This is a genomic window from Halorubrum aquaticum (assembly GCF_900113615.1).
In the GTDB taxonomy this organism is placed as follows: Archaea; Halobacteriota; Halobacteria; order Halobacteriales; family Haloferacaceae; genus Halorubrum; species Halorubrum aquaticum.
Genome location: NZ_FOPZ01000001.1, coordinates 90,773 through 114,991, shown reverse-complemented (window position 1 = coordinate 114,991; position 24,219 = coordinate 90,773). Strand labels below are relative to the sequence as shown.

22 protein-coding genes and 1 pseudogene are annotated in these 24,219 nt (G+C 70.0%); 15 read left to right on the top strand and 8 right to left on the bottom strand.

The genetic code is table 11. The features are described from left to right. Positions 1-123 precede the first annotated feature (123 nt). Positions 124-1,911, top strand: coding sequence for a dihydroxy-acid dehydratase (gene ilvD, locus F3H10_RS00555; protein WP_149782913.1), 1,788 nt, complete (start codon positions 124-126; stop codon positions 1,909-1,911). Positions 1,912-1,930: 19 nt separating this feature from the next. Here ilvD and F3H10_RS00550 read toward each other — a convergent pair whose 3' ends face one another. Together F3H10_RS00550 and F3H10_RS00545 are read right to left on the bottom strand one after the other, a co-directional pair. Next, positions 1,931-2,194: a hypothetical protein gene (locus F3H10_RS00550; RefSeq protein ID WP_149782912.1), complete on the bottom strand. Its 264-nt coding sequence runs from the start codon at positions 2,192-2,194 to the stop codon at positions 1,931-1,933. A gap of 114 nt (positions 2,195-2,308) precedes the next feature. Continuing rightward, complete coding sequence (locus F3H10_RS00545; RefSeq protein ID WP_149782911.1) at positions 2,309-2,683, bottom strand: winged helix-turn-helix transcriptional regulator; 375 nt, start codon at positions 2,681-2,683, stop codon at positions 2,309-2,311. Between the two features lie 69 nt (positions 2,684-2,752). Here F3H10_RS00545 and F3H10_RS00540 point away from each other — a divergent pair, with 69 nt between their 5' ends. From F3H10_RS00540 to F3H10_RS16415, 3 genes are all read left to right on the top strand, one after another. After that, positions 2,753-3,202 carry a DoxX family membrane protein gene (locus F3H10_RS00540; protein ID WP_149782910.1) on the top strand — a complete coding sequence of 150 codons (450 nt, stop codon included), beginning with the start codon at positions 2,753-2,755 and terminating at the stop codon, positions 3,200-3,202. A 123-nt stretch (positions 3,203-3,325) separates the two neighbouring features. Continuing rightward, entirely contained in the window at positions 3,326-3,808 is a 483-nt protein-coding gene (locus F3H10_RS00535; RefSeq protein WP_149782909.1) for a VOC family protein, read from the top strand. Positions 3,809-4,173: 365 nt separating this feature from the next. Continuing rightward, the gene (locus F3H10_RS16415; protein WP_262488546.1) at positions 4,174-4,296 is read left to right on the top strand and encodes a hypothetical protein; all 123 of its coding nucleotides are present in this window, start codon (positions 4,174-4,176) and stop codon (positions 4,294-4,296) included. On the opposite strand, the gene F3H10_RS00530 is transcribed toward F3H10_RS16415, so the two are convergent. After that, entirely contained in the window at positions 4,297-5,283 is a 987-nt protein-coding gene (locus F3H10_RS00530; protein WP_223174151.1) for a hypothetical protein, read from the bottom strand. Between the two features lie 111 nt (positions 5,284-5,394). Between F3H10_RS00530 and F3H10_RS00525 the strand changes: the two genes are divergently transcribed. From F3H10_RS00525 to F3H10_RS00510, 4 genes are all read left to right on the top strand, one after another. Beyond that, positions 5,395-6,459 (top strand): succinylglutamate desuccinylase/aspartoacylase family protein, encoded by a 1,065-nt coding sequence (locus F3H10_RS00525; RefSeq protein ID WP_149782908.1) that lies wholly within the window; start codon positions 5,395-5,397, stop codon positions 6,457-6,459. A gap of 87 nt (positions 6,460-6,546) precedes the next feature. Then, the gene (locus tag F3H10_RS00520; RefSeq protein WP_149782907.1) at positions 6,547-7,665 is read left to right on the top strand and encodes an ABC transporter ATP-binding protein; all 1,119 of its coding nucleotides are present in this window, start codon (positions 6,547-6,549) and stop codon (positions 7,663-7,665) included. Further along, on the top strand, positions 7,666-9,810 hold the full coding sequence (locus F3H10_RS00515) for a PrsW family intramembrane metalloprotease (RefSeq protein WP_149782906.1): 2,145 nt from the start codon (positions 7,666-7,668) through the stop codon (positions 9,808-9,810). Further along, positions 9,803-10,849 carry an ABC transporter permease gene (locus tag F3H10_RS00510; protein WP_149782905.1) on the top strand — a complete coding sequence of 349 codons (1,047 nt, stop codon included), beginning with the start codon at positions 9,803-9,805 and terminating at the stop codon, positions 10,847-10,849. Before F3H10_RS00515 ends, F3H10_RS00510 begins: the two co-directional genes overlap by 8 nt. 512 nt (positions 10,850-11,361) lie before the next feature. Here the strand turns inward: F3H10_RS00510 and F3H10_RS00505 are convergent. Then, positions 11,362-12,174 carry a DUF2797 domain-containing protein gene (locus F3H10_RS00505; protein ID WP_149782904.1) on the bottom strand — a complete coding sequence of 271 codons (813 nt, stop codon included), beginning with the start codon at positions 12,172-12,174 and terminating at the stop codon, positions 11,362-11,364. Positions 12,175-12,289: 115 nt separating this feature from the next. Between F3H10_RS00505 and F3H10_RS00500 the strand changes: the two genes are divergently transcribed. After that, complete coding sequence (locus F3H10_RS00500; protein ID WP_149782903.1) at positions 12,290-12,649, top strand: MarR family transcriptional regulator; 360 nt, start codon at positions 12,290-12,292, stop codon at positions 12,647-12,649. Further along, positions 12,646-12,988: pseudogene (locus tag F3H10_RS00495) on the top strand (type II toxin-antitoxin system PemK/MazF family toxin). Before F3H10_RS00500 ends, F3H10_RS00495 begins: the two are co-directional and overlap by 4 nt. Before the next feature lie 78 nt (positions 12,989-13,066). On the opposite strand, the gene menD reads toward F3H10_RS00495, so the two are convergent. Continuing rightward, on the bottom strand, positions 13,067-14,947 hold the full coding sequence (gene menD / locus F3H10_RS00490) for a 2-succinyl-5-enolpyruvyl-6-hydroxy-3-cyclohexene-1-carboxylic-acid synthase (protein WP_149782902.1): 1,881 nt from the start codon (positions 14,945-14,947) through the stop codon (positions 13,067-13,069). Positions 14,948-15,117: 170 nt separating this feature from the next. On the opposite strand from menD, the gene F3H10_RS00485 reads away from it, so the two are divergent. Next, complete coding sequence (locus F3H10_RS00485) at positions 15,118-15,759, top strand: nucleotide exchange factor GrpE (RefSeq protein ID WP_149782901.1); 642 nt, start codon at positions 15,118-15,120, stop codon at positions 15,757-15,759. 25 nt (positions 15,760-15,784) lie between these two features. On the opposite strand, the gene surE is transcribed toward F3H10_RS00485, so the two are convergent. Beyond that, entirely contained in the window at positions 15,785-16,570 is a 786-nt protein-coding gene (gene surE / locus F3H10_RS00480; RefSeq protein ID WP_149782900.1) for a 5'/3'-nucleotidase SurE, read from the bottom strand. 143 nt (positions 16,571-16,713) lie between these two features. Here surE and F3H10_RS00475 point away from each other — a divergent pair, with 143 nt between their 5' ends. Then, positions 16,714-17,037, top strand: coding sequence for a DUF5798 family protein (locus F3H10_RS00475; RefSeq protein ID WP_149782899.1), 324 nt, complete (start codon positions 16,714-16,716; stop codon positions 17,035-17,037). A gap of 24 nt (positions 17,038-17,061) precedes the next feature. Here the strand turns inward: F3H10_RS00475 and F3H10_RS00470 are convergent, their stop codons facing one another. Both F3H10_RS00470 and purD read right to left on the bottom strand, forming a co-directional pair. Continuing rightward, complete coding sequence (locus tag F3H10_RS00470) at positions 17,062-17,610, bottom strand: acyltransferase (RefSeq protein ID WP_223174163.1); 549 nt, start codon at positions 17,608-17,610, stop codon at positions 17,062-17,064. Between the two features lie 343 nt (positions 17,611-17,953). Next, on the bottom strand, positions 17,954-19,237 hold the full coding sequence (purD, locus tag F3H10_RS00465) for a phosphoribosylamine--glycine ligase (RefSeq protein WP_149782897.1): 1,284 nt from the start codon (positions 19,235-19,237) through the stop codon (positions 17,954-17,956). Between the two features lie 178 nt (positions 19,238-19,415). On the opposite strand from purD, the gene F3H10_RS00460 reads away from it, so the two are divergent. The 3 genes from F3H10_RS00460 (at position 19,416) to F3H10_RS00450 (ending at position 24,214) form a co-directional block, all read left to right on the top strand. Next, positions 19,416-21,623, top strand: a complete 2,208-nt coding sequence (locus F3H10_RS00460) for a thioredoxin domain-containing protein (RefSeq protein ID WP_149782896.1) — start codon at positions 19,416-19,418, stop codon at positions 21,621-21,623. 82 nt (positions 21,624-21,705) lie between these two features. Next, on the top strand, positions 21,706-23,106 hold the full coding sequence (locus tag F3H10_RS00455) for an HAD family hydrolase (protein WP_149782895.1): 1,401 nt from the start codon (positions 21,706-21,708) through the stop codon (positions 23,104-23,106). A 25-nt stretch (positions 23,107-23,131) separates the two neighbouring features. Continuing rightward, on the top strand, positions 23,132-24,214 hold the full coding sequence (locus tag F3H10_RS00450) for a geranylgeranyl reductase family protein (RefSeq protein WP_149782894.1): 1,083 nt from the start codon (positions 23,132-23,134) through the stop codon (positions 24,212-24,214). The last annotated feature ends 5 nt before the right edge of the window (positions 24,215-24,219 follow it).

Below are 24,219 nucleotides of genomic sequence, written 5' to 3'. Positions count from 1 at the left end.
AGGTTGCTGGGTCCACCCTCTGTATCCAGCAAGCGTTTCCTATCAGTTCCCAAGAAGTTCAACAGAGCCGGACGGACTTGTTCGGGTGAGTTCGTTTAAGACCCCCGGGCGACAGGTACGAACATGAGCGAACAGCAGCCGCGATCCGACGGGGAGCGATCCCGCGGGCGCGACGACGCGGACCGATTCGCGGGCGAGAAGAACGAGGACCTCCGGAGCCGGGACGTGACCGAGGGCGCCGACCGCGCGCCCCACCGCTCGATGTTCCGCGCGATGGGCTTCGACGACGAGGACCTCTCCTCGCCGATCGTCGGGGTGCCCAACCCCGCCGCGGACATCACGCCGTGTAACGTCCATCTCGACGACGTGGCCGACGCCGCGCTCGACGGGATCGACGCCGCCGGCGGGATGCCAATCGAGTTCGGGACGGTCACCATCTCCGACGCCATCTCGATGGGCACGGAGGGAATGAAGGCGAGCCTGATCTCACGCGAAGTGATCGCCGACTCGGTCGAGCTGGTCTCCTTCGGCGAGCGGATGGACGCCCTGGTCACCGTCGCGGGCTGTGACAAGAACCTGCCCGGGATGATGATGGCGGCGATCCGGACGGACCTCCCCAGCGTCTTCCTCTACGGCGGCTCGATCATGCCCGGTCAACACGAGGGCCGCGACGTGACGATCGTCCAGGTGTTCGAGGGCGTCGGCGCCTACGCCGAGGGCGACATGAGCGGCGAGGAGCTCGACGACCTGGAGCGACACGCCTGTCCCGGCGCGGGCTCCTGTGGCGGGATGTTCACCGCCAACACGATGGCGTCGATCTCGGAGGCGCTCGGGCTCGCGCCGCTCGGCTCCGCCTCCGCGCCCGCGGAGGACGAGGAGCGCTACGAGGTGGCCGCGGAGGCGGGCGAGCTCGTCATGGACTGCATCGAGAACGACCGTCGCCCGTCCGACCTCCTGACGCGGGAGTCCTTCGAGAACGCGATCGCCCTCCAGACCGCGATCGGCGGCTCGACGAACGGCGTGTTACACCTGCTCGCGCTCGCCGCGGAGGCCGACATCGACCTCACGATCGAGGACTTCGACGAGATATCGCGGCGGACGCCGAAGATCGCGGACCTCCAGCCCGGCGGCTCCCGCGTGATGAACGACCTCCACGAGATCGGCGGGGTCCCGGTCGTGATCCGCCGTCTGATGGAGGCGGACCTGTTCCACGGCGACCAGCTGACCGTGACCGGCAACACGATCGCGGAGGAACTCGCCGAGCTCGAGGCGAACGGCGACCTCCCGGACGACGACGCGATCGACGCCGACTTCCTCTACTCCGTCGACGACCCCAAGGAGGAGGAGGGCGCGATCAAGGTCCTGGACGGGAACCTCGCGCCCGACGGCGCGGTCCTCAAGGTGACCGGCGACGACGCGTTCTACCACGAGGGTCCGGCGCGGGTCTTCGAGAACGAGGAGGACGCCATGGAGTACGTCCAGTCCGGCGAGATCGAGTCCGGCGACGTGATCGTCATCCGGAACGAGGGGCCGACGGGCGGGCCCGGCATGCGCGAGATGCTCGGCGTGACCGCCGCCGTCGTCGGCGCGGGCCACGAGGAGGACGTGGCGCTCCTCACCGACGGGCGGTTCTCGGGCGGGACGCGCGGCCCGATGATCGGCCACGTCGCCCCCGAGGCGGCGGTCGGCGGCCCGATCGGCTTCCTCGAGGACGGCGATCGGGTCACGGTCGACATCCCGAACCGTGACCTCACGGTCGACCTCTCGGAGGAGGAACTCGACGAGCGCGCGGAGGGCTGGGAAGCGCCGGAGCCGCCCTACGAGGGCGGCGTGCTGGCGAAGTACGGCCGGGACTTCTCCTCGGCGTCGATCGGCGCGGTGACGAATCCGCGGCTCACGCCCGACGAGTAGGCGCGGACCGCCCGACCGATCACCTTTTCGCCGTCTCGACGATGCCGCCGTCCGTCTCCGCGACGTGGACCGACTCGGCACACCAGACGTTGCTCCGACGACCGGCACGGGAGAGTTCCATCCGGACGACGGAGCCGGCGGGTAGGTCGGCGACGCGCTCGCGGGCGGTCCCGTCGGCGTAGTCGACGATGTGGTACGTCTCGTTGCGCGGATGCGCACGTACCGCGGCGTGATCGTGATCGTTCTGTTCGGAAACGACGGTGAACTTGTTTGACTTCGCCATCTTGTCTCCACATAATTGGAAACCTTACTTCAAGACTTCGTATAGTCACCCGGGTGACGGTGGAGGTCCTAATAGGAATATAAGGAGGACGGACGAATCGACGAGATCGGCGGACTACGCGTTACACTCGGCGAGCCACTCGTGGGCCCACTCGTCGATCTCCGCGAAGACGGGTCCGAGCGACTCGCCCTTCTCGGTGAGGCTGTAGTAGGTCGCGACGGGCGCGTCCTCCTCCATGCGGCGGTCGACGAATCCGGACTCCTGGAGGTCGTCGAGCACGCGTGAGAGGGTCCGAGCGTTCGCGTCGGTCTCGCGTTTGAGCTCGTTGAACCGCCGCTCGCCGTTCTGTAGCTCGTAGAGGACGACGAGCCGCCACTGTGAGCCGATCTGCTCGATGGAGTCGACGATCGGACACGGCGTGTCGGGTGTCTCGTCCGTGGCCGTGGTCTCCGGCGACGGATCCGCGCCCGTGAGGTCCTGTGATGACATCGGTGTTACCTACTAACCCTTTTGTCCGGGAAGCGATATATAGGTTGCGTTCGTATACGTAGTTACACGATGTTAGCTGAAATCACGACGCTACCGCTCCAGCTCGATACGCCGTTCGCCGGCGAACTGTTCTTACTCGGTCGCCTGCTGTTCGGCGGCGTGCTCGCGTTCATGGGGCTGAACCACTTCATGAACGTCGACGACATGGCCGGCTACGCGGGGTTCAAGGGACTGCCCGCGCCGCGCTTCTCGACCGTCGCCTCGGGCGCGCTGCTCGTTCTCGGCGGATTAGGAGTCGTCCTCGGCGCGTTCCCCGTCCTCTCGGCGGGCGCGCTCGCGGTCTTCCTCGTCGTCTCCGCGGTGACGATGCACGACTTCTGGACGGCCGACGACCCCGAGGAACAGCAGAGCGAGATGACGAGCTTCCTCAAGAACCTGTACGGTGCCGGCGCGGCCCTCGCGCTGCTCGCCGTCGGCGGGACCGCGTGGCCGTACGCGCTCGGCATCGGTCTGTTCTAGGTCCGATCGCCACGCTTCCGACCGCTCACTGACCGCTCGCCGACCGATCTCCGAACGTCCGGTCGATCGCGAACCGACCTCGTTCCTGCCAACGCCTTTCACGGAGGACGTTCACGTCCGGGTATGGGTGACGCGCCACCGACCACCGGACTGCACCACGTGACGAACATCTGTACGGACATGGACGAGACCGTCGCGTTCTACGAGGACGTCCTCGGCTGGCACACGGTCAAGCGAACCCAGAACTACGACGACCCCGGGACGCCCCACTACTACTTCTCGCCGACGCCGGAGGGCGAACCCGGCACCAACGTCACGTACTTCGAGTATCCGGACTCGCGGGGGAACCCGGGACCCGGCGCGAGCCACCACTTCGCGTTCGGCGTCGACGACGAGGAGACGCTCCGCGAGTGGCGGGAACACCTCCGTGAGCAGGGCGTCAACGTAAGCGAGGTGAAGGACCGCACCTACTTCAAGAGCATCTACTTCAGCGACCCCGACGGGCTCGTCTTCGAGTTCGCGACCGGCGGTCCCGGGTTCACCCGCGACGAGGAGGAGCCCGGATCCGAGGAGATCGACCCGTTCGAGCGGGGCTACGGGAACTGAAAGGGGTTCGGTCCCGTTCCGACCGGAGAGAGGAGAGAGCCCTCCGCCCCGCCGTGCGGTGGCGCGATCCCGGTGAGCGGGCGCGAAGCGCACGCGAATCGAGCGCGAGGGAGTCGGCTCGGCGTTCGTAAACGCCGAGCCGACGAGGCTGGGGAGGCGTGAGGTGCGGTGCTGTGCGGGCTGTGCGGGGTTGGGCTGTGCGGCCTTTGGAAGCCCTCACCGCGCCGGCAACGACGCGGTTACCGATCGCTCGTGGGAACGTGAAACCGAGATCCCTCCTGTGCCACGGTACCTTATATCATATAATGTCTACATACACCATTCCACGAAGCGTTAATACGCCGATCCGCGCTAGCGAAGCCACCATGACCGACGCCGACCGCGACACGATGAAGGACGTCACACACACCGCCCCGAACGACACCTCGGCGGGCGCCGTCTGGGAACGAGGTCGAGGGCCGATCGAAGAGGAGGAAGAAGAGGAGTAATCAGTCGTCGTCGCTCTCCGCGTCCTCCCTCTGTTCTCTCTCCTCCTTTCGTTCGCTCTCCTCCTTTCCTTCGACGTCCTCCTTTCGTTCGCTCTCCACCCTTTCCTCGCTCGGTTCCGACGGTTCCGCCGACGGCGACGACTCGACGGGCGGTTCCCTCCCGAGCATCGCCAGAAGCGAGGACCACGCCTCGGTCCTGTCGGCCCCCTTCGAGAGCTGGACGCCGTCGAAGGACGCCGCCGCGTGTCTCGTCTCCGGACCGAGGTGGTCCATGTGCGCGGCGATCCAAGTGAACCCGCCGCCGAGGACCGTCAGGACGGCGAACGAGAGCCACGACTCCGCCGCCGAGAGCCCGGCCGCGCCGACCGCGACGCCGGCGACCACGTAGACGAACGCGAGGAAGACGAGAAGCACCGTCACCGTCGCGAGCAGGTCGTTGACCGCGGTGACTCGGGCGTTGTAGTCGATCCACTCGGCGTAGCTGCGGAGCAGGCGCTCGTCGAACCCGGGAGAGGTCGATTCTGTGGTCGCGTCACCCGCGGCCCCTTCCACGCGCGTTCGCTCGTGTTCGGCCACGATCACCGCGTCCACGTCCGCGATGCTCAACCCGCCGCGGAGGTCCGAGGCCGTGTACGTGACCGCGGCCAGTCCCGTGGAGACGAGGAGCAGCACCCCGCCGGCGAGCGTGAAGGGGTTGAGGAACCCGCCGAGGTCGAACTCCGTCTGGACCACGATCGACCCGCCGGTGACGACGATCCCGATGAGCACGAGGTTGGCCTTGAGGATCTCGATGGCCTTGGTGTCGATCTCGCGGAGGCGTTCGACCTGATAGGTGAACGTCGTCCGCAACTCCTCGCGGGCGGCCGCGGCGACCGCGGGATCGATGTCGGAGCGGGGAGCCGAGTCGCCCTCGGAGCCGTGAACCGGGTCGGAGTCGGCGGCGACGCCCGGCTCCGACTCCTCGTCTCCCGACGGTCCCTCGCTCATACGGGGTTCGTTCTCGAAGCGATGCCGTAAGGCTACCGCCGGGTCGGCGACGAACCGACGACGACCCGCCCTCGACCCAGCAGTTTTCTCCCGTCCCCGAGACTCGCCGGCATGAACGACTCGCGTGCCGAGCCGGAGCCGTTCCGCTACGACGCCGAGGTCGACCCGGGCGAGAAGCGTCACGTCCGCTACGAGGTCGGCGAGACCTACCTCGGCGACCCGATCCGCGTCCCGGTCACCGTGATCAACGGCGAGGGCGGCGGCCCGACCGTGTTCTTCAGCGCCGGGATCCACGGCGACGAGCTCAACGGCGTCAAGGTCGTCCAGGAGATCGCGGACCGGTACGAGCCGGGCGAACTCCACGGGACGCTCGTCTGTCTCCACGCGTGTAACGTCCCGGCCTTCGAGGCCCAACAGCGGTACACGCCGATCTACGACCAGGACATGAACCGGTCGTTCCCGGGACGAGAGGGCGCGAACACGACCGAGCGGATGGCCCACGAGATCTACCGCCGGTTCGTCTCGCCGTGTGACCTCGGGCTCGACTTCCACACGTCGACCCGGAACCGGACGACGATCTATCACGCGCGCGCCGACCTCGAGGACCCCGACGTCTCGCGGCTCGCCCGCGCGTTCGCCACCAACGTGGTCCTCTACGGCGAGGGCGACGCCGGCTCGCTCCGCGCCGTGGCGACCGCGGACGGGATCCCGACGGTCACCGTCGAGATGGGGCGGGCACACCGCTTCCAGCGCGTCCTGATCGAGAAGGCGCTTCAGGGCGTCGAGAGCGTGCTCGCCGAGTACGGCGTCCTCCCGGGCGAGCCGGTCCACTGGCCGGGGTGGTACGAGTCGACCGCCGCCGACGCCACCAAGCGATGGATCCGCGCGGACGCCGGCGGGCTCGTCGAGATGGAGTGGGGACCCTATCCGCTCGTCCACGAGGGCGACGCGATCTGTACGGTGACGAACCACTTCAAGACCGAGGAGCACGTCGTCCGTGCGCCCTTCGACGGGCTGATCCTCGGGGCGCTCGAGAACCCGGTGGCCGCCCCCGGCCACCCGCTCTGTCACCTCCTCGAGTTGGACCGCGAGACGAAACTCGAGATCGAACGGGAGATCGACCGCGGCGAGTTCGACGGCTATCGCGCACACGGCGACGCCTGGGCCGACGACTAGGAAAGGCGACGAGGGGATCCGCCGGACGTTCTCGCGGTTGATACCCACGGGCGTGGGTTTAACCCGGTCCCTGCCGGACCCGAGCCCATGATAGAGGTCGCGGGCCTCGAGAAGACGTACGGCGGGTTCGCGGCGGTCGTCGACAGCACCTTCTCCGTCGAGGAGGGGGAGGTGTTCGGGATCGTCGGTCCGAACGGCGCGGGCAAGACGACGACGCTGAAGGTCCTCGCCGGGCTGATCGAGCCCACCTCGGGCGAGGCACGCGTGGCGGGCTACGACTCCACCGAGTCGGCGATGCGCCACCACCTCGGCTTCCTCCCCGAGGAGTCGCCGCTGTACGAGGAGATGACGGCGACGTCGTACCTCCGCTTCTTCGCCGACCTCTACGAGGTCCCCCGGTCCGTCGCCGACGAGCGCATCGAACGCGCGCTCGATCGGCTGGACCTCGACCACCGCGACCGGCGGCTCGGGGACGTCTCGAAGGGGATGAAACGGAAGGTCGCCATCGCGCGGTCGCTGGTGAACGATCCCGACGTGTTGGTGTACGACGAGCCGGCCTCCGGACTCGATCCGGTGACGACGAACTCGGTGCTGGAGTTCACCCGCGAACTCAGGGCGGCCGGCAAGACCGTCGTGTTCTCCGCGCACAACCTGTATCACGTCGAGTCCGTCTGCGACCGCGTCGCGGTCATGAACGAGGGCCGGATCGTCGCCCGCGGCACCGTCGACGGGATCCGCGAGCGACACGGCGAGACGACCTACCACGTGTACACCGACGTGCCGCCGGAGGCCGGCGCGGCGGAGGACGGGGCCGACGCGGAGGGCAACGGAACCGACCCGGAAGCGTTCGGCGGGACGGAGGAGGTCGGCGACCGCTACCGCACGGTCGTCCCGTCGATGGACGCGGTCGAGCGGGTTCGAACGGCCGCCTCGGAGGCCGGCGGAACCGTCGTCGACATCCGCACTCGGGAGCCGAGCCTCGAGGACGTGTTCCTCGACCTCGTGGGACGACCGATGCCCGGTCGCCGGGGCGGTGCCGGGATCGACGAGGGAGACGGGACCCCCGGGATCGACGAGGGCGACGCGGTCGGTGGAGCCGCCGCGGCCGACGCCGGCGGGGACGCCGATACGTCCGAAGCCGGCCGCCGCGACCACGACGACGAGCGCGAGGAACGCGCGGGGGCGGCGACGAGCGAGGAGGCCTGAGTGATCCGACGCGCGAGCCGACGGCTCCGGCGGGTCGTTCGTCGCTCTCGGCGGGTCGGTCGAGTCGCCCGATGGGAGGCGTCGCGGGCGGCGGGCGGCGTCGATCGGCGCACGCTTTTGGCCGCGCTCGCGCTCTTGATCGTCGCGGGCGGCGTCCTCGGCGCGGGGGCCGCGACCGACGTCGTCGGGCTCGACGTGGACCGCGACGTCTATCGGGTCGGCGTCGACCCGGCGTCGCCGTACGCGGACGCGGTCGAGGCCGAGCCCGCCCTGACCGCCGTGCCGGCCGAGGAGGCGACGCTCGGATCGACGGCCGACCTGATCGTTCGGGAGGTTCGAGCCGGCGGCGGGGACGGTCCGGCCGGCGATCCCGCCGGCGTCCTCGTCCGCGCGGTCGACACGCCGAAGGGCGAGGCGGCCGCCGCGTCGTTCCGGGAGGCGGTCGAGGCCCACAACGAGCGGCTGATGGCCGCGGAGCCGAACGACACCGCGGCCTTCCCGGTCACCGTCACGCTCCGATACGCGGCCCGCGGATCGGCGCTCGACGACGGAGCGACGTTCGGCGGTTCGGGATCGGACGCCGGCGACGTGAGTGACGGGGATGGAGGCGGTACCGACGGATCCGGCGTATCGGACGCCGAGGGCGGTGATTCATCCGATTCCGGAACCACCGATACGAGCGGGTCCACCGATGACGGCAGCGGTGGAGCCGGAAACGATGGCGACGCGAGCGGTGACGGAACCGCCGGCGGGAACGACGCTGCGACCGGCGACGGCGGGGCGAGTGACGGCAGCAGCGACGGCGGCTGGTGGCCCTTCGATGGCGGCGACGGCGGCTGGTGGCCCCTCGGCGACGGGGACGGGTCGAGCGGTATCGCCGTCCCCTCGATCGGCGGCGGCGCGTTCGGCGCGGACACGGCCGGATCGCCCGGGTCGATCACGCCGCCGTTCCCGTTCGCGTCGCTCGTGTTGGCGTTCGCCTTCCTCGTGCCGATGAACTTCCTCGCGCAGGCGTACGGCTCCTCGGTTCTCGAGGAACGAACCAACCGGCGGGGCGAGCCGCTTCTCGTCACGCCGCTGTCGCCGACGGAGATCGTCGCGGGAAAGACGCTTCCCTACGTCGCAGTCGCGGCCGCGGTGACGGCGCTCATCGCGCTCGTCGTGGGCGGCGGACCGGTCTCCGTGCTCGCGGTGCTCCCGATCGCGGCGACGTTCCTCGCCGCCACCTTCGTCGGCGCGGTGTTCGCGCGGTCGTTCAAGGAACTCACCTTCGTCACGGTCGCGGTGAGCGTTCTCCTCACCTCCTACGCGTTCGTCCCCGCGATATTCACGAACGTGACGCCGGTGGCGCTGATCTCGCCGCTCACGCTCGTCGTCTTCGACCTCCAAGGAGAGGCGATCTCGGTCGGGGAGTTCCTGTTCGCGACGGGGCCGACCGCGATCGCCGCCGTCCTCCTCTTCGGGCTCGGGCTCGGCGTCTACCGCGAGGAGGACCTGTTCACCCAGAAGCCGGTGACGCGCAAGTTCCTCGACGCGCTCGCGGTCCGGCTCTCGGCGGTCGGCGAGAGCGTCCGCGAGTCGCCGCCGACGGGGATCGCGGCCCGGATCCCGGGACGGATCCGCGGGCTCGCGGCGGTCGCGTTCCTCACGGCGTGTACGATCCCGTTCGTCTTCGTCGCGGAGTTGCTCGCCGTCGCGGTGCTGTTCGCGCTGCCCGTCACCGTCTCGATCCCCGTCCTGCTCGTCGTCATCGCGTTCGTCGAAGAGCTCGCCAAGAGCGTCCACCTCTACGCCGGGTTCGAACGCGGCGTCCTCGCGCGGACCGACCGGGTCGCGCTCGCGGTCGGGCTCGCCTCCGGGCTCGGCTTCTTCCTCGCGGAGAAGGCGACCGCGGTCGTCCAGGCGGTCGGGCTCACGGAGCTGTACGTCGGACGGGCCGCCTTCGGCTCCGTCGCGGGCGTCTCGGGGCTCTCCCCGCTCGTCCTCGCCGGGCTCTTTTTCGCGCCGCTCGTGCTCCACGGAGTCACGGCGACGCTGTCGGCCGTCGGCGCGCGGCGGGACCGGACGAAGTACGCCCTCGCGCTCGCGGCCGCGACGCTGCTTCACGCCGCGTACAACTTCGGGGTGGTGAGCCTCCATGGGTAGCCGACTGACGGTCGCGAAACGGGAGATCGCCGGGTTGCGGGCGGAGAAGACGATCCTGCTCGCGATCGGCATCCAGCTGTTCATCGCCGCGTTCTCCTCGTTCCTCGTCGTCGGGCTCGTCTCGATGTACGACCCCGGCGCGCTCGACGGCGCGGAGGTCGAGGTCGCGGCCGCCGGCGACGCGGTCGCGGACCTCGAACGTGTCGCCGCGGAGGTGCCGGGCGCGTCGGTGACGCCCTACGAGGACCCGGCCGCGGCGCGAACGGCCTTCGACCGCAACGCCGCCGACGCGGTGGCGATAGCGACTCGAGAGGACACGGGGAAGACATCCATCGCGGTGACCGCGCCCGACGCCACCGTCGAAACGACGGTGATCGTCGTCCAGCTCCGGGACCTGCTGCGCACCTACGAGCGCGTCGAGCGCGTCGAGCGGGCGGACTCGCTGAGTCGTCCCCCGCTTCCACTGCCCGACTCGACCGGGTCGAGTCCGTACTTCACGTTCACGTACACGGTGTTGATCCCCGTGTTGGTGTTCCTCCCCGTCTTCATCTCGGGGTCGCTCGTCGTCGACTCGATCACCGAGGAGCTGGACCGGGGAACGCTCGAGCTACTGCGGGTCGCGCCGGTGACGATCGGCGAGATCGTCGACGGGAAGGCGCTCGCGGCGGTCGCGATCGCCCCCGGACAGGCCCTGCTCTGGCTCCTGCTGCTCGAACTCAACGGGACGCCCGTCGCCAACGTCCCGACGGTCCTCCTCCTGATGACCGCGCTGACGACGCTCGTCGTCGGGGTCGCCGCGGGGATCGCGGCGGTCGCGCCCGACCGCCGGGCCGCGCAGTTCCTCTACTCGGTCGCCGTGCTCGTGCTCTTCGGCGGCGCGACCGCGATGGCCGGCGGCCCGACGAACGCGGTCGCACGGCTCGCGATCGACAGCGCCACCCCCGCGACGACGCTCACGGTCATCGTCTACGCCGCGCTCGCGGCCGTGGCGTACCTCGGCGTCCGGCGGTTCATCACCGAGAACGGGATCGGGGAGTGAAGGTCCCGGAGCGAGGTGACGACGGCGACGATGCTTTATAGATCGGACTGCGGTGGCGCGCCCGGGAGCGGGCCTTCGGCCCGCGACCGGAACGCGAGGGACGCGGCGAGCGGGGCGAGCGGCGAAGCCGCGAGTCGCGAGCCGCGAGGCTGGGGAGGAGTGAGGTGCGGGGCTGGGGAGGCGTGAGGTGCGGGGCTGGGAAGGCGTGAGGTGCGGGGCTGGGGAGGCGTGAGGTGCGGGGCAGTCGTGGGGCGGGGTGGGACTCAAAGGGGCAGTCGCCGGCGGCTCTGCCGCCGGCTGCCAGAGGCGCGGAGCGCCTCGCTGTCGCGAGGACGAAGCCCGACGATGTAAGGACCGCAAGGAAGGAGTGAAACGACTGACTGAGGACCGCAACGCGTCGCGCGAGTCGTCGCGGCTGGGGCTTTGGAGACGTTCTCCGCAGTCACGTCTCTCACGTCATCTGATCGAACGACCTGGGTGTTAGAAACCTCATCCACTCCGATATACGAGACTTATTCGCCGAACGCGCCCAGACTCGACTGGAGGTCTCGGTCGGGCACCTCCTCTGTCAGTTCGTACCCGACCAGCGACCGGGCGTCGACCGCGTACGTGGAGCCGTTGCGGTCGAGCACCAGTACCCGTCCCTTCCAGCCCCGAACCGTCCCGGCCGCCATCGTCTCCGCGACCGGCCGCTCCGAGAGGTCGAGCCCGTAGTCGAACGCGAACCGCTCGACCGGGTCGAACCGGCCGACCAGATCCTCCCACGCCCCGCGGTCGACGTCCCGGCCGAAGCCGTCGAGCTTCGTCGGCACCCGGACGCGGTCGACGAGTCCCTCGCCGCTCGCGAGTTCGGCCTCGACCTCGCGGGCGACCCGGCCGTCGGGGAACGTCCGGACGTGGGCCGCCCGGTCGGCCCCCTGCTCGCGGAGGCGGGTTTCGAGCCGCCACAGCCGCGTGACGCCCACCTTGAACGTGTCGGGCGCGAACGCCGCGAGGTACATCGCGTGCTCCTCGTGGCAGTCCATCTCGTCTTTGAGACACGACCCGGTACACCGCGCACAGACCCAGACGCTCGAGTGCGCCTCACAGTAGGGGGCGTCGGCGGCGTCACAGGGGACGTGACCGCCCTCGTGGACCGTCCCGGCACACCGGCGGTCGCCGAGCCCGTAGGCGAGTTCGGTACCGGGCGCGGCGTCGACGTACTCCACCTCGCCGTCGACGGCGACGTAGAACCCGCCGGCAGTGGCGCTTTCGGACCCGGCCGCGCCGCTCCCGGACCCGTTTCCGTCATCGACGCCACCCGTCTCGTACCCGACGACCTGCACGGCCGAGATAGGGGAGTCGGCGACTAATAACGTTCGCACCGCTGGGAGGAAACTACCCTTAACCAACTAACAAACACCCCAAATAGCTATGGTCCAACGGAACCAACAACCGTCCATGTCGGGCGAAACCATCGATATCAGCGAGTTCGAGAACGCCGATGTCGACGAGTTCGAGGGGCGAAACGATACCGAGCGGATCGTCTCGTTTCTCGACGAGAACGACGACCGCGCGTGGAAGGCGGCGACGATCGCCGATCGGCTCGGGTTGGATACGGACGCCGTCAGTGCGATCCTCTCGCGACTGAAAGAACGCGGTCTCGTGCGACACAAACGTCCGTACTGGGCGATCACGGACGACGAGGAACGCCTCCGATCGGCCTATCGACTACACCGACACCACGAGACCGCGGACGAACGGTACGGCGAGGAGCGCCTCGAGGATCTGCGGACCGACGACATGGAGAAGGTACGGTGACCGCGTTCGGTGAACTGGAACGCGGCGACGTCGTCTGGGCGACCGATCCGCTCTCCGAGAAAGGCCGCCCGATGCTCGTTTTGGAGGGCTCCTCGGTTCCCTAATCACGGCCCCCAACTCGTCACGGTCCCGATCTCCACGAAGGCCTACCACGAGGAGTCGCTCACGCTTCGAGACGACGACTACGAGGGCGACCCGCTCGGGAAACGGAGTCACGTCCTCCCGTGGTCGCTCGCGACCCTCAACAGCGCAACGGAGGTCGAACTCCACATGACTTCTCTCACCGACGAACGTACCGAGGACGTGGCGACACGAACGATCGGCTACATATCCGCCTGAGCGGATCTCGATGTCAGCAACGGTGACGCGCAGCCGGACTAACCTGCCCGTTTTCACACGGAGGCGCTCGCACTCGTCTCACTCGCCGTGAACCGCGCACTCGACCGCCGCCGCCAGCCGCTCTCGCGTCCGGTGGCTCGACTCGGCGTCGGTCCGGACCTCGATCAGGTGGGAGCCGTCCGCGTCGCGGGCGCGGCGATACGCGGCCGCGAGCGCGTCGGTCGGGTCCGTCGTCCCTGATCCGTCTGTGGTCTCCGACCCGGGTCGGGCGTCGATCCGAGCGTACTCGAGCCCGTGAAGGTCGGCCACCGGCTCGAACTCGAGCCCGTGCGGCGTCTTGAACTCGGCGGTAAAGGGCGGGTCGAACGACTCGATCGGGAGCGCGTGGAAGATCCCGCCGCCGTCGTTGTTGAGGAGCACGACCGTGACGTCGACGTCACAGCGGGCGACCGCGAGCAGGCCGTTCGTGTCGTGGTACAGCGCGAGGTCGCCGACGACGAGCGTGAGGTCGTCGGTGGTCGCCGAACCCGCGCCGAGCGCGCTCGAGACGATCCCGTCGATCCCGGAGACGCCGCGGTTGCCGAGAGCGGTGACGTTCGTCGTCGACGGCGCGACGAACCGGTCGAGGTCGCGGACCGGCATCGAGTTCGAGACGAACAGCGTCGACGGGTCCGGGGCCTCCCCGGCGACGACCCGGAGCACGTCGCCCTCGTGGAACCCGTCGGTCCCGTCGTCGCTTTTTTCCCCTCCGTTTCCGTCCGTTCCAGCCCCCCGATCGCCCCGGTGGAACTCGCGGGCGACCCGGTCGGCCGTCTCCCACTGATCGCGCCACTCCGGATCCCCTCCGCCGGCGACGAGCCGTGAGAGGCGAGCACAGAGCCGGTTCGGTTCGGCGACGACGAGGTCCGTCGCGGCGAACTCCGCCTCGCGCCACTCCCCGGCGGGGTCGACCGCGTACTGGTCCGCGCCCGTCGCCGCGAGGTACTTCCGGAGCCGCTTCGAGGTCGGCGACGCGCCGAGGCGGATCACGACCTCGGGGTCGGTCCAGCCGTCCGCGACGGGCGGCTCGTCGTCCGCCCCGCCATCGCCCGCAACCGCCGCCGACAGGTACGCATCGTAGGCCCCGATCATCGGCGCGACCCGCGTGTGGCCGCCGAACCGGAGGCCCGAGAGCGGGTCGGCGAGCACCGGGTAGCCGGTGGCGTGGGAAAGCGCGGTGACGGCCTCCGGATCGAGTCCCGGCGGATCGGCGGGACCGGCGACGATCAGCCCGCGGTCCGCGGAGCACGCCTCCGCGAGTTCGCGGAGCGCCGTCTCCTCCGGCTCCGGCGATCCGGGCGTCACGTCGACGTACGGTCCCTCGCGACCGGTCGCCGCGGTCGGATCGAGGTCGTCGGGCACGTCGCCCTCGACCGGCGTCGGCTCGAGCGGCTTCGCGAACGGGACGTTGAGGTGGACCGGGCCGGCGTCCGCGCCCTCCGCGGTCGCCACCGCGCGGTCGACCGTCGTCCGGAGCGACCGGAGCGCGCGGTCGTTCGCCGCCGGCTCGGGGAGGTCCTTGTAGAGGCGGACCGCGTCGCCGTAGAGCTTCTCCTGGTCCGCGGTCTGGTTCGCGCCGGAGTCACGGAGCTCCGTCGGCCGGTCGGCGGTGAGCGCGAGCAACGGCACCCGGGCGTTGTCGGCCTCCATCACCGCCGGATGGTAGTTGGCTGCGGCGGTGCCGGACGTACAGATCAGCGGCGTCACGCGGCCGGTCCGGCGCGCGCGCCCCAGCGCGAAGTAGGCCGCCGACCGCTCGTCGAGCTGAGAGAACAGGTGGAGCTCCTCGTGGCGCGCGGCGGCCACCGTCAACGGCGTCGAGCGACTGCCGGGCGAGACGACGACAGCGTCCACGCCCGTGGCGACGAGCTCGTCGATCATCGCCCGCGCCCACAGCGTGTTCCGGTTCGGTGCGGTCATCACCGGACGTAGGCCGTGCCGGATTAAGTAACCCGGCAGGTCGCGGTCGCGTTCGAGGAGCGCGGTCACTCCCCGTGACTGCGCTCCCCGCCGGTCGGATCGACTCGTCGGGGACGCGGGTTCGGCCGCGTTCTACAACGCTTATACACGCCCACGGCCTCCGATCGGACATGAGCGAAGACGACGCCGTCGAGGTCGAGTCGCCGGGCGAACCCGACGCGACCGCCGACGCCGACGCGAGTGAGACGGCCGATACCGCCGACACGGCCGAGGAAGCCGGAACCGACGGGACGGACGCGGAGCCCGCCCTCGCCGACCGCGTCGCCGAACACGACGAGGCGCTCGCCGAGGAGGTGGCCGACCTCGAGTCGGAACTCGAGGAACGCCGCGAGGAGGTCGACGAGCTGACGAGCAAGCTCGCGCGCGTCCGTGCCGACTTCAGCAACTACAAGCAGCGGGCCAAGCGCAAGCGCGAGGAGATCCGCGAGCGAGCCTCGGAATCGCTCGTTGAACGGATCGCTCCGGTTCGAAACGACCTCGTCCGGGCGCTCGATCAGGAGGACGGTAGCGACATCCGCCCCGGCGTGGAGTCGACCCTCGAGAAGTTCGACGAGGTGCTCGACGAGGAGGGCGTCGAGCCGATCGAGCCGGAGCCCGGCGAGGAGGTCGACCCGGCGCGCCACCAGGTCATGCTCCGGGTCGACAGCGACCAGCCCGACGGCACCGTCCACGAGGTGTACGAGCCCGGCTACGAGATGGGCGACCGCGTCATCAGCGAGGCGCAGGTGACGGTCAGCAACGGCGGCGAGTGACCTCGCGACGGGAGCGTTCGCCGAGTCACTGATCCCCGTACCGCTCCGCGAGTCCGTCGAGCGCGCCGTCCGACGCGACGCCGTGCGGGACGACCAGCGGCGAGACCGACACCTCGCCGTCGACCACCGCGCGCCGGTCGGTGCCGACCGGGTCGGGCACGTCCGCCTCGGTCATCCGCCCCCAGATCGGGTCGTCGAAGGTGACGCCACCGTTCCCGTCGTGCTCGGCGGTCATGCCGTACCAGTCCGACGGACGGGTCACCCGCATCCGAGCCGTATCGCCCTCCGCGATCGGCGCGTTCACGTTGAGGTAGTCGACCGCCTCGAAGACGCCGGCGTCGAAGGCGTTGTCGACGAGGTATCGCGTGGCGCGGGCGGCGTGACCGAACTGGTCTCGCTCCAGATCGGTCTTCCACCAGTCCTCGCCGCCCGGAACGTACATCGACGTCGCCACCGCCGGAACGCCGAAGAACGCGGCCTCCACCGCGGCCGAGACGGTCCCGGAGCGGCCGAGGACGTACGAGCCGAGGTTCGCGCCCTCGTTACAGCCGGCGACGACGCAGTCCGCGTCGGGGACGAGTTCGTCCAGCCCCGCGACGACGCAGTCGACGGGCGTCCCGTCGACCGCGTAGCCGAGTTCGTGCTCCGAGACGGTCACGTCGTCCGACAGCGCCCGACCGACCGACGAGCGGTCGCCGGTCGGGGCCACCGTCACGACATCGTAGTCGTCCGCGAGGGCGTCACGGAGGGCTCGGAGGCCGACGGCGTCGATGCCGTCGTCGTTCGTCAACAGGATCCGATCGGCGCTCACACCGTACGCTGGTCGGGTCCGGAGAAAAGTCCATCGTCGCGTCAGAGGCTCGCGAGGGAGCCCGACTCGACCCGCTCCACAGCGGACGGAGACCGCCGCCAACGAACGGAAAAACACAGGTGTCGCGGGCGCGATGAGTCGGTATGGGATTCGGCGACACGGCGAAGCGCATCCAGACGCTCGCCGACAAGGCGGAACGGACCTACCAGAAGATCAACGAACTCCGGACGGAGGTCGAGGAGACGCAGACGACGGTTCTCGACACCTCGGAGCGCGTCCAGGCGCTCGAAAACGAGATGGCCGAACAGCGCGCGGTCCTCGACGCGGTCGCGGAGGAGGTCGGCGTCGACCTCGACAGTGTGAGCACGGAGGCACACATCGTCGAGGCCGAAGCCGCGGCCGACGAGGACGGCCGATCCGAGGCCGATGGGCCCGACGGCTCCGAGACCGAGGCGGACGGGAACTGAGACCGCGACTGCTCGAGACGACCGCTACTCGGACGACGGCGTGGATCCGCCGTCGTCGGAGCGCGCGTCGTTCGAGTGCGTGTCGTCCGAGTGCGTATCATCCGCTCGTGAGACGACCTCCGCGGGCACGCCCGCGACCGTCGTCCGCGGCGGGACGTCCTCCGCAACGAGCGAGTTGGCGGCGACGCGTGCCCCCTCGCCGACCGTGACGCCCGGCAGGACGACCGCGCCCGCGCCGATCATCGCGCGGTCCTCGATCACCACGTCGCCGAGGCGGTACTCGTCCTGGAGGAACTCGTGGCACAGCAGAGTGGCGTCGTAGCCGACGATCGCGTCGTTGCCGACGGTGATCCGCTCGGGCCAGAACACGTCGGGCGTCGATTCGAGCCCCCACGAGACGCCCGCTCCGACCGTCACGCCGATCCACGAGAGCAGCCGGTTCTTGAGCCGGAGGCTCGGACAGATCCGCGCGAGGACGATCACGAGGTAGTTGCGCACGACGACGAGCGGCGACTTCGCGTCGGGCCAGGACCACAGCGAGTTCCGAACGCCGCCCGTCCGGTGACGTTCCAGCCCGTCGGCGCGCGTGTCGTATCCCGCACTCGGGCCGTTCTCGCCGGCCCCGGCGTTTCCCCCGTCGGTCGTGTCCTCGTCGCTCACGCTCGTCCGTTCACGGGGCGGGATTAAAAGGCTCGCTGCCGAGGTCGCCGCAAGGGCCACCGCCGAGCTCGCCGGATCCCGTCGCCGTCGTGGCGAGGGTTCAAATCCGATGGGGGATCCAGCCCCCCCACGACACGTCGACGGCTCACGGCCGGCCCGGGCGGGTGTGCGGTCGACCGCCGTGAGGAGACGAGACCGCCTGTTCGCCACTTCGTTCCGCTCGATCCACGGCGTCGTTCTCCACCGACGGTTCCGACTACTCGCGGAGTTCGGCCATGTGCTCGACACGCCGCTCGAGGAGGTCGGCCTTCCCGATGTCGTGGCGGACCCGGACGCGGTCGCCGGCCGCCGACAGCGCCGCGTCCGCCTCGGCCTCCGCGGCCGCGATGGAGTCGCCGCGGCCGACGACCGCGAACGATCGCGACGTGGTCGTGTAGAGACCGTCCTCGCGCTCGTCGACGCTCGCGTAGTAGAGCAGCGCGCCACCGACGCTCTCCTCGTCGACCGTGATCCGCGCCCCGCCGTCCGGGTCGGTCGGATACCCGTCGGGGACGGCGTACTTACACACCGTCGCCTCGCCGGAGAACTCGAGGTCCGGCAGCGAGTCGCCGTCGCGAGCGGCGGTTAGCACGTCGATGAAGGGCGTCTCGAGGACCGGAAGCGTGTTCATCGCCTCCGGGTCGCCGAAGCGCGCGTTGAACTCGACCACCTTCGGTCCCGCCGCGGTCAGCATGAACTGCCCGTAGAGGACGCCCTTGTACTCGGGGAGCGCGTCGACGACGGCGTCGAGCACGTCGAGGGCGGCCTCGTAGTCGCCGGCTTCCATGAACGGGAGCGAGGATCCGGTGTCGGAGTACGATCCCATCCCGCCGGTGTTCGGCCCCTCGTCTCCCTCGTAGGCGCGCTTGTGGTCCTGAACGGCCGGCGTCGCGCGGAACTCGCCGTCGGCGACGAACGCCTGGATCGTGAACTCCTCGCCGACCAGCCGCTCCTCGAGAACGACGCGGTCGTACTCGGCGTCCCGCAGGTACGCCTTCGCCTCCTCGGCGGTGACCTGGTCGCCGATCACCTTGACGCCCTTGCCGCCGGTGAGACCGGCGGGTTTCACCGCGAGGTCGCCGTCGTACTCGTCGATGTACGCGCAGGCGGCATCCATGTCGTCGAACACCTCGAAGTCCGGGCAGCCGGGCACGTCCGCCTCGCGCATGAACCGGCGCTGGTACGCCTTGTCGGTCTCCAAGCGTGCCTCCGCCTCTCGCGGACCGAACGCGTACACGCCGGCGTCGTCGAGGGCGTCCGCGACGCCGGCTTCGAGCGCCGACTCGGGACCGATGACCGCGAGGTCCGCGCCCACGTCGGTCGCGAACGCGACGATCGCGTCCGCGTCGGTCTCCTCGACCGTCTCGAACCCGTCCGCGAGCCGGCGGATCCCGGGGTTTCGGTTGCTCGCACAGGCGTACAGCGAACAGTCGTCGGCGAGCGCCCGGGCGATCGCGTGTTCGCGTCCGCCGCCGCCGATCAGGACCACGGTCTCCGTCATGCGCGACGGATATCCGCATCGTAGTGTAAGTCTTGCCCTCTCGATCCGACGATCGATCCATTATCGTGGTGTCCGAGGACCGTGCCGTGAATGACGGATCGAGCACGTCGGGTCGCTCGTACCGTCTTACTCGGCTCCGTGTAGCGGGGTTTTTCCGACGCGCGAGCCAACCTCGACCATGTCACAGCCGACCGACCGAAACCGGCTCGACGAGGAGGCGAGCCCGTACCTCCGACAGCACGCCGACAACCCGGTCAACTGGCAGCCGTGGGGCGAGGAGGCGTTCGAGCGCGCCCGCGACCACGACGTGCCGGTGTTCGTCTCCATCGGCTACTCCGCGTGTCACTGGTGTCACGTGATGGAGGAGGAGAGCTTCGCCGACGAGGAGACGGCGGCGCTGCTCAACGAGTCGTTCGTCCCGATCAAGGTCGACCGCGAGGAGCGTCCCGACGTCGACAGCACGTTCATGACGGTCTCACAGCTCGTCACCGGCGGGGGCGGCTGGCCGCTCTCGGCGTGGTGTACGCCGGACGGGAAGCCGTTCTACGTCGGGACGTACTTCCCGCCGGAGCCGCGGGGGAACCACCCCTCGTTCCCGGGGCTCTGTCGCCGGATCGCCGACTCCTGGAGCGACCCCGAACAGCGCGAGGAGATGGAGCGCCGCGCCGAGCAGTGGACCGCGAGCGCGCGGGACGAACTCGAGTCCGTCCCCGACCCGGATCCGTCCGACGCGAGCGACCCGCCCGGTTCGGGACTCCTCGACGAGGCGGCCGCGACCGCGATGCGGAGCGTCGACGAGGAGCACGGCGGGTTCGGTTCCAGCGGCCCGAAGTTCCCGATGCCGGGTCGGGTCGACCTCCTGTTCCGGGCGGCCGCACGGACCGGCCGCGAGGAACTCCTGCGGGCGGCAACGCGGACCCTCGACGGGATGGCGGGGGGAGGGATGTACGACCAGATAGGCGGGGGCTTTCATCGCTACGCGGTCGACCGCGAGTGGACGATCCCCCACTTCGAGAAGATGCTGTACGACAACGCCGAGCTGCCGATGGTCTATCTCGACGGATGCCGGCTCACTGACGACGCCGGATACGCCCGCGTGGCCGCCGAGTCGCTGGCGTTTCTCGAACGCGAGCTTCGCCATCCCGAGGGCGGGTTCTTCAGCACGCTCGACGCCCGGAGTCCGCCGACGGCGAGTCGCGCCGGGGACGACCCCGACGAGCGGGTCGAGGGCACGTTCTACGCGTGGACGCCGGCGGAGGTCGACGCCGTCCTCGACGAGCCCGCGGCGTCGATCGCGCGGTCCCGGTACGGGATCGAGCCCGGCGGGAACTTCGAGCGCGGGACGACGGTCCCGACGCTGTCGGCCTCGGTCGAGGAGCTCGCCGCGGAACACGACCGACCGGTCGAGGAGATCGAGGAGGTCCTCGTGACGGTGCGCACGGCGCTCTTCGAGGCCCGCGAGGAACGTCCCCGACCCGATCGCGACGAGAAGGTACTGGCGTCGTGGAACGGTCGGGCGATATCGGCGTTCGCGGCCGCGGGGACCGTGCTGGGCGAGTCGTACGCCGACTTGGCCGACGAGGCGCTGGAGTTCTGTCGGGAGCGGCTGTACGACGCCGACGAGGGGCGGCTCGACCGGCGGTGGCTCGACGGCGACGTGGCCGGGCCCGGCTACCTCGACGACTACGCGTTCCTCGCGCGCGGCGCGTTCGACGTGTACTCCGCCACCGGCGACGTCGACGCGCTCGCGTTCGCGCTGGAGCTGGCGGAGGCGCTCGTCGACCACTTCTACGACCCGGACGCGGGAACCATCTACTTCACCCGCGATCCCGACGGCGACGCGGCGAGGGAGGCGGATGATGCGGACGTGGCGGGTGCCGGCGACGGAACGCTCTTCGCCCGGCCACAGGAGTTCACGGACCGATCGACGCCGTCGAGTCTGGGGATCGCCGCGGAGACGCTCGCGATCCTCGACGGGTTCCGAACCGACGACCGGTTCCGCGAGATCGCTGAGCGAGTGGTGACTACCCACTCCGACCGGATCCGCGCGAGCCCGCTCGAGCACGTCTCGCTGGTCCGCGCGGCCGAGCGCGTCGAGGCCGGCGGGATCGAGGTGACGGTGGCGGCCGAGGAGATCCCCTCCGGATGGGAGGAGACGCTCGCGGACCGGTACCTCCCGGGAGCCGTCATCGCGCGTCGTCCGCCCACGCAGGACGGGCTCGACGAGTGGCTCGATCGGCTGGGCCTCGAGGACGCGCCGCCGATCTGGAAGGGACGCGACGCCGAGGGCGACGAGCCGACCGTCTACGTCTGTGAGGGGTTCACGTGCTCGCCCCCCGAGACCGACCTCGACGCGGCGCTCGAGTGGCTCGCGGACCGCGAGTGACGCCATCGCCGGGATCGCCGCGACGGACGGTTTCCACCCGACGATCGAACGCGCTTAACGGGTCGAGCGATCCGGGACGGGTATGAAGCGGTACGACCTCCTCTATCGACTGTACGACGAGTTCGACACGGCGGCACTCCGGGAGCACCAGTCGTTCGTCGACCTGTTTCCGCCGGTCGACTCCCGCGTCGCGCTCGATCACTGGGAGGACGCGAGCGAGGAGCTGACCCGGCGGAAGACGGCGATCGCCGACGCGATTCCACACGGCGAGACGTTCGCGGAGGTGGCGTCGTACGCCGATCGCGAGACCGCGTTCACCGCCCTCGACCTGCTGAACCGGTACGGTCGCGCGGTGGACGCGCTCGTGCTCGACGTCGACGAGACGCTTCGATCGGCGGGCGGGACGGACAACGAGATCCCGCGCGAGACGCTCCACGTGCTGGGAAAGCTCCACGAGTCCGGCGTCCCGATCGTCGTCTGTACGGGACAGACCCTCGAGAACGTCAAGGGGTTCGCGATCCAGGGCCTCGGCAACGAACTCGTCCACTCCGGCACGCTGTCGATCGTCTACGAGGCCGGCAACGGCGTGTTCACGCCCGGGCACGGCTCGCGCACGAAACGGTTGCTCTACGAGGACCTCGGCGAGGACGTCCGAACGGTGTTCGACGAGGTGCGCTCACGCGTGCTGCCGACGGCCCCGCGGAACGTCCGCCGCGGCAGTCACCTCCAGGGCAACGAGTTCAACGTCACCCTGAAGCCGAACTTCGAGACCGGTAGCGACGCCGCCGAAACGGTGATCGATGACGGGTTGGTCCACCTGATCGACCTCCTCGGCGAGGCCGTCATCGGGACGATCGCCGGCGACGCCGGAGCGAGCGGGACGGACGACGCGTCGGCCGGTGACGGAGCCGCGTGGGCACGCGCTCACTACGCGGCGGCCGATCCGGAGATCCGCGAGGTGCTGGCGTCGAACGCTGCCGGTTCGGACGACGGCACCGACACGGTCCCGGACGACGGCACCGACACGGTCCCGGACGACAACACCCCAGTCCCGGACGTCGACATCGGGTCGATCCCGGAGGCGGTCCGGGCGCTGTTCGACGGGATCGACGTCGGGTACTACCGCGCCGACGCGGCCGAGATCGGCTCGTTGGAGCTGAACAAAGCCGCCGGCGTGGAGGCGGCACTCGACGTGCTCGGCGTCGAGGACCCGTTCGTGCTCGTGATGGGCGACAGCAAGTCGGACCTGCGCGTGATGGAGTGGGCTGCCGAGAACGCCGCCGGGATCGCCGCCGCGCCGGAGCACGCCTCCGCGGACGTCCTCGCTCACGTCCGCGGGGGCGACGAACTCGTCTACGGGCGCAGACAGGCGGCCGAGATCCTTCGAACCGTCCACGCGTTGAACCGCCTCGCGGATCTCGAAGGCGATTCCGTAAGCGGGCGCCCGGCGGCCGTGACGCGCGATCGACGACCACCTAATTAAATACGCGGGCGGCGTCATCACGGACATGTACGACTTCGTCGTCGTCGGCGCGGGACCGCCCGGGTCCCGGTTCGCTCACCGGGCGGCCGAGAACGGGTACGACGTGGTCGCCTTCGAGAAGGGCGAGGTCGGCGAGCCGCTGGCCTGCTCCGGACACGTCTCGACCGACGTCTGGGACTACGTTCCCGAGGGCACGAGGGACGAGCTGTTTCAAAACCGGGTGTTCGGCGCGCGCTTCCACGTCGGCGGACCGGGATCGAAACCGTACCGGTTCTACAAGCGCGAGGCGGTCTCGAACGTCATCGACCGGGTCGGACTCGACCGCGCGCTCGCCGACTGCGCCCGCGACGCGGGCGCGGACGTCCGGGAGGGCCACACCGTCACGGGTATCGAGGAGCGCGCGGACCGCGTCGTCGTCGAGGTCAGCGTCGCCGGCGGCGGAACCGAAACGGTCGAGGCGCGGATGGTCGCGGGCTGTGACGGGCCGACATCGCGCGTTCGCCGCGCCGTCGGGATCGACGAGCCGGAGGAACTCCTCCACGGCGTGCTCGCGTTCGATCCGGAGCCGGACGACCGCGACTACGTCGACGTCCACCTCACCGCGCCGCGCTTCTTCGCGTGGCGGATCCCGCGCGGGGACGCCGGCGTCGAGTACGGGCTCGCGGCTCCGCCGGGCGAGGACGTGTCGGCCCGGTTCAACCGACTGACCGAGGCCTACGGGGTCGAGACCGAACGCTTCTGTTCCGGGGCGATCCCGATCGGCCCACCGGGGTCGGTGACGACCGATCGGGTCTTCCTGATCGGCGACGCCGCGGCCCAGACCAAGCCGTTCACCGGCGGCGGGATCCTCTACGGGATGACCGCCGCGGACGTCGCCGCGGCGACCGTCGATCCCGCGGAGCCGGAAACGCTCGCCGACTACGAAGTGGGCTGGCGCGACGAACTGGCGACCGAGATCCGCCTCGGAAAGCTCGTCCGGGCGTGCTACTCGCTTCCCGAGCCGATACAACACCTCGGGTTGCGGGCGCTCTCGGGCGAGATCGGCGTCCACATGGACCGACCGTCGTCGTTCTTCTCGCGCGAGCACCTCCGGCGGCTGTTCTCCTGACGAGC

Bases quoted from the DNA above. Each gene is read 5' to 3' on its own strand.
- ilvD (WP_149782913.1), top strand. From the start codon at position 124: ATGAGCGAACAGCAGCCGCGATCCGACGGGGAGCGATCCCGCGGGCGC.
- F3H10_RS00550 (WP_149782912.1), bottom strand. From the start codon at position 2,194: ATGGCGAAGTCAAACAAGTTCACCGTCGTTTCCGAACAGAACGATCAC.
- F3H10_RS00545 (WP_149782911.1), bottom strand. From the start codon at position 2,683: ATGTCATCACAGGACCTCACGGGCGCGGATCCGTCGCCGGAGACCACG.
- F3H10_RS00540 (WP_149782910.1), top strand. From the start codon at position 2,753: ATGTTAGCTGAAATCACGACGCTACCGCTCCAGCTCGATACGCCGTTC.
- F3H10_RS00535 (WP_149782909.1), top strand. From the start codon at position 3,326: ATGGGTGACGCGCCACCGACCACCGGACTGCACCACGTGACGAACATC.
- F3H10_RS16415 (WP_262488546.1), top strand. From the start codon at position 4,174: ATGACCGACGCCGACCGCGACACGATGAAGGACGTCACACACACCGCC.
- F3H10_RS00530 (WP_223174151.1), bottom strand. From the start codon at position 5,283: ATGAGCGAGGGACCGTCGGGAGACGAGGAGTCGGAGCCGGGCGTCGCC.
- F3H10_RS00525 (WP_149782908.1), top strand. From the start codon at position 5,395: ATGAACGACTCGCGTGCCGAGCCGGAGCCGTTCCGCTACGACGCCGAG.
- F3H10_RS00520 (WP_149782907.1), top strand. From the start codon at position 6,547: ATGATAGAGGTCGCGGGCCTCGAGAAGACGTACGGCGGGTTCGCGGCG.
- F3H10_RS00510 (WP_149782905.1), top strand. From the start codon at position 9,803: ATGGGTAGCCGACTGACGGTCGCGAAACGGGAGATCGCCGGGTTGCGG.
- F3H10_RS00500 (WP_149782903.1), top strand. From the start codon at position 12,290: ATGTCGGGCGAAACCATCGATATCAGCGAGTTCGAGAACGCCGATGTC.
- menD (WP_149782902.1), bottom strand. From the start codon at position 14,947: ATGACCGCACCGAACCGGAACACGCTGTGGGCGCGGGCGATGATCGAC.
- F3H10_RS00485 (WP_149782901.1), top strand. From the start codon at position 15,118: ATGAGCGAAGACGACGCCGTCGAGGTCGAGTCGCCGGGCGAACCCGAC.
- F3H10_RS00475 (WP_149782899.1), top strand. From the start codon at position 16,714: ATGGGATTCGGCGACACGGCGAAGCGCATCCAGACGCTCGCCGACAAG.
- purD (WP_149782897.1), bottom strand. From the start codon at position 19,237: ATGACGGAGACCGTGGTCCTGATCGGCGGCGGCGGACGCGAACACGCG.
- F3H10_RS00460 (WP_149782896.1), top strand. From the start codon at position 19,416: ATGTCACAGCCGACCGACCGAAACCGGCTCGACGAGGAGGCGAGCCCG.
- F3H10_RS00455 (WP_149782895.1), top strand. From the start codon at position 21,706: ATGAAGCGGTACGACCTCCTCTATCGACTGTACGACGAGTTCGACACG.
- F3H10_RS00450 (WP_149782894.1), top strand. From the start codon at position 23,132: ATGTACGACTTCGTCGTCGTCGGCGCGGGACCGCCCGGGTCCCGGTTC.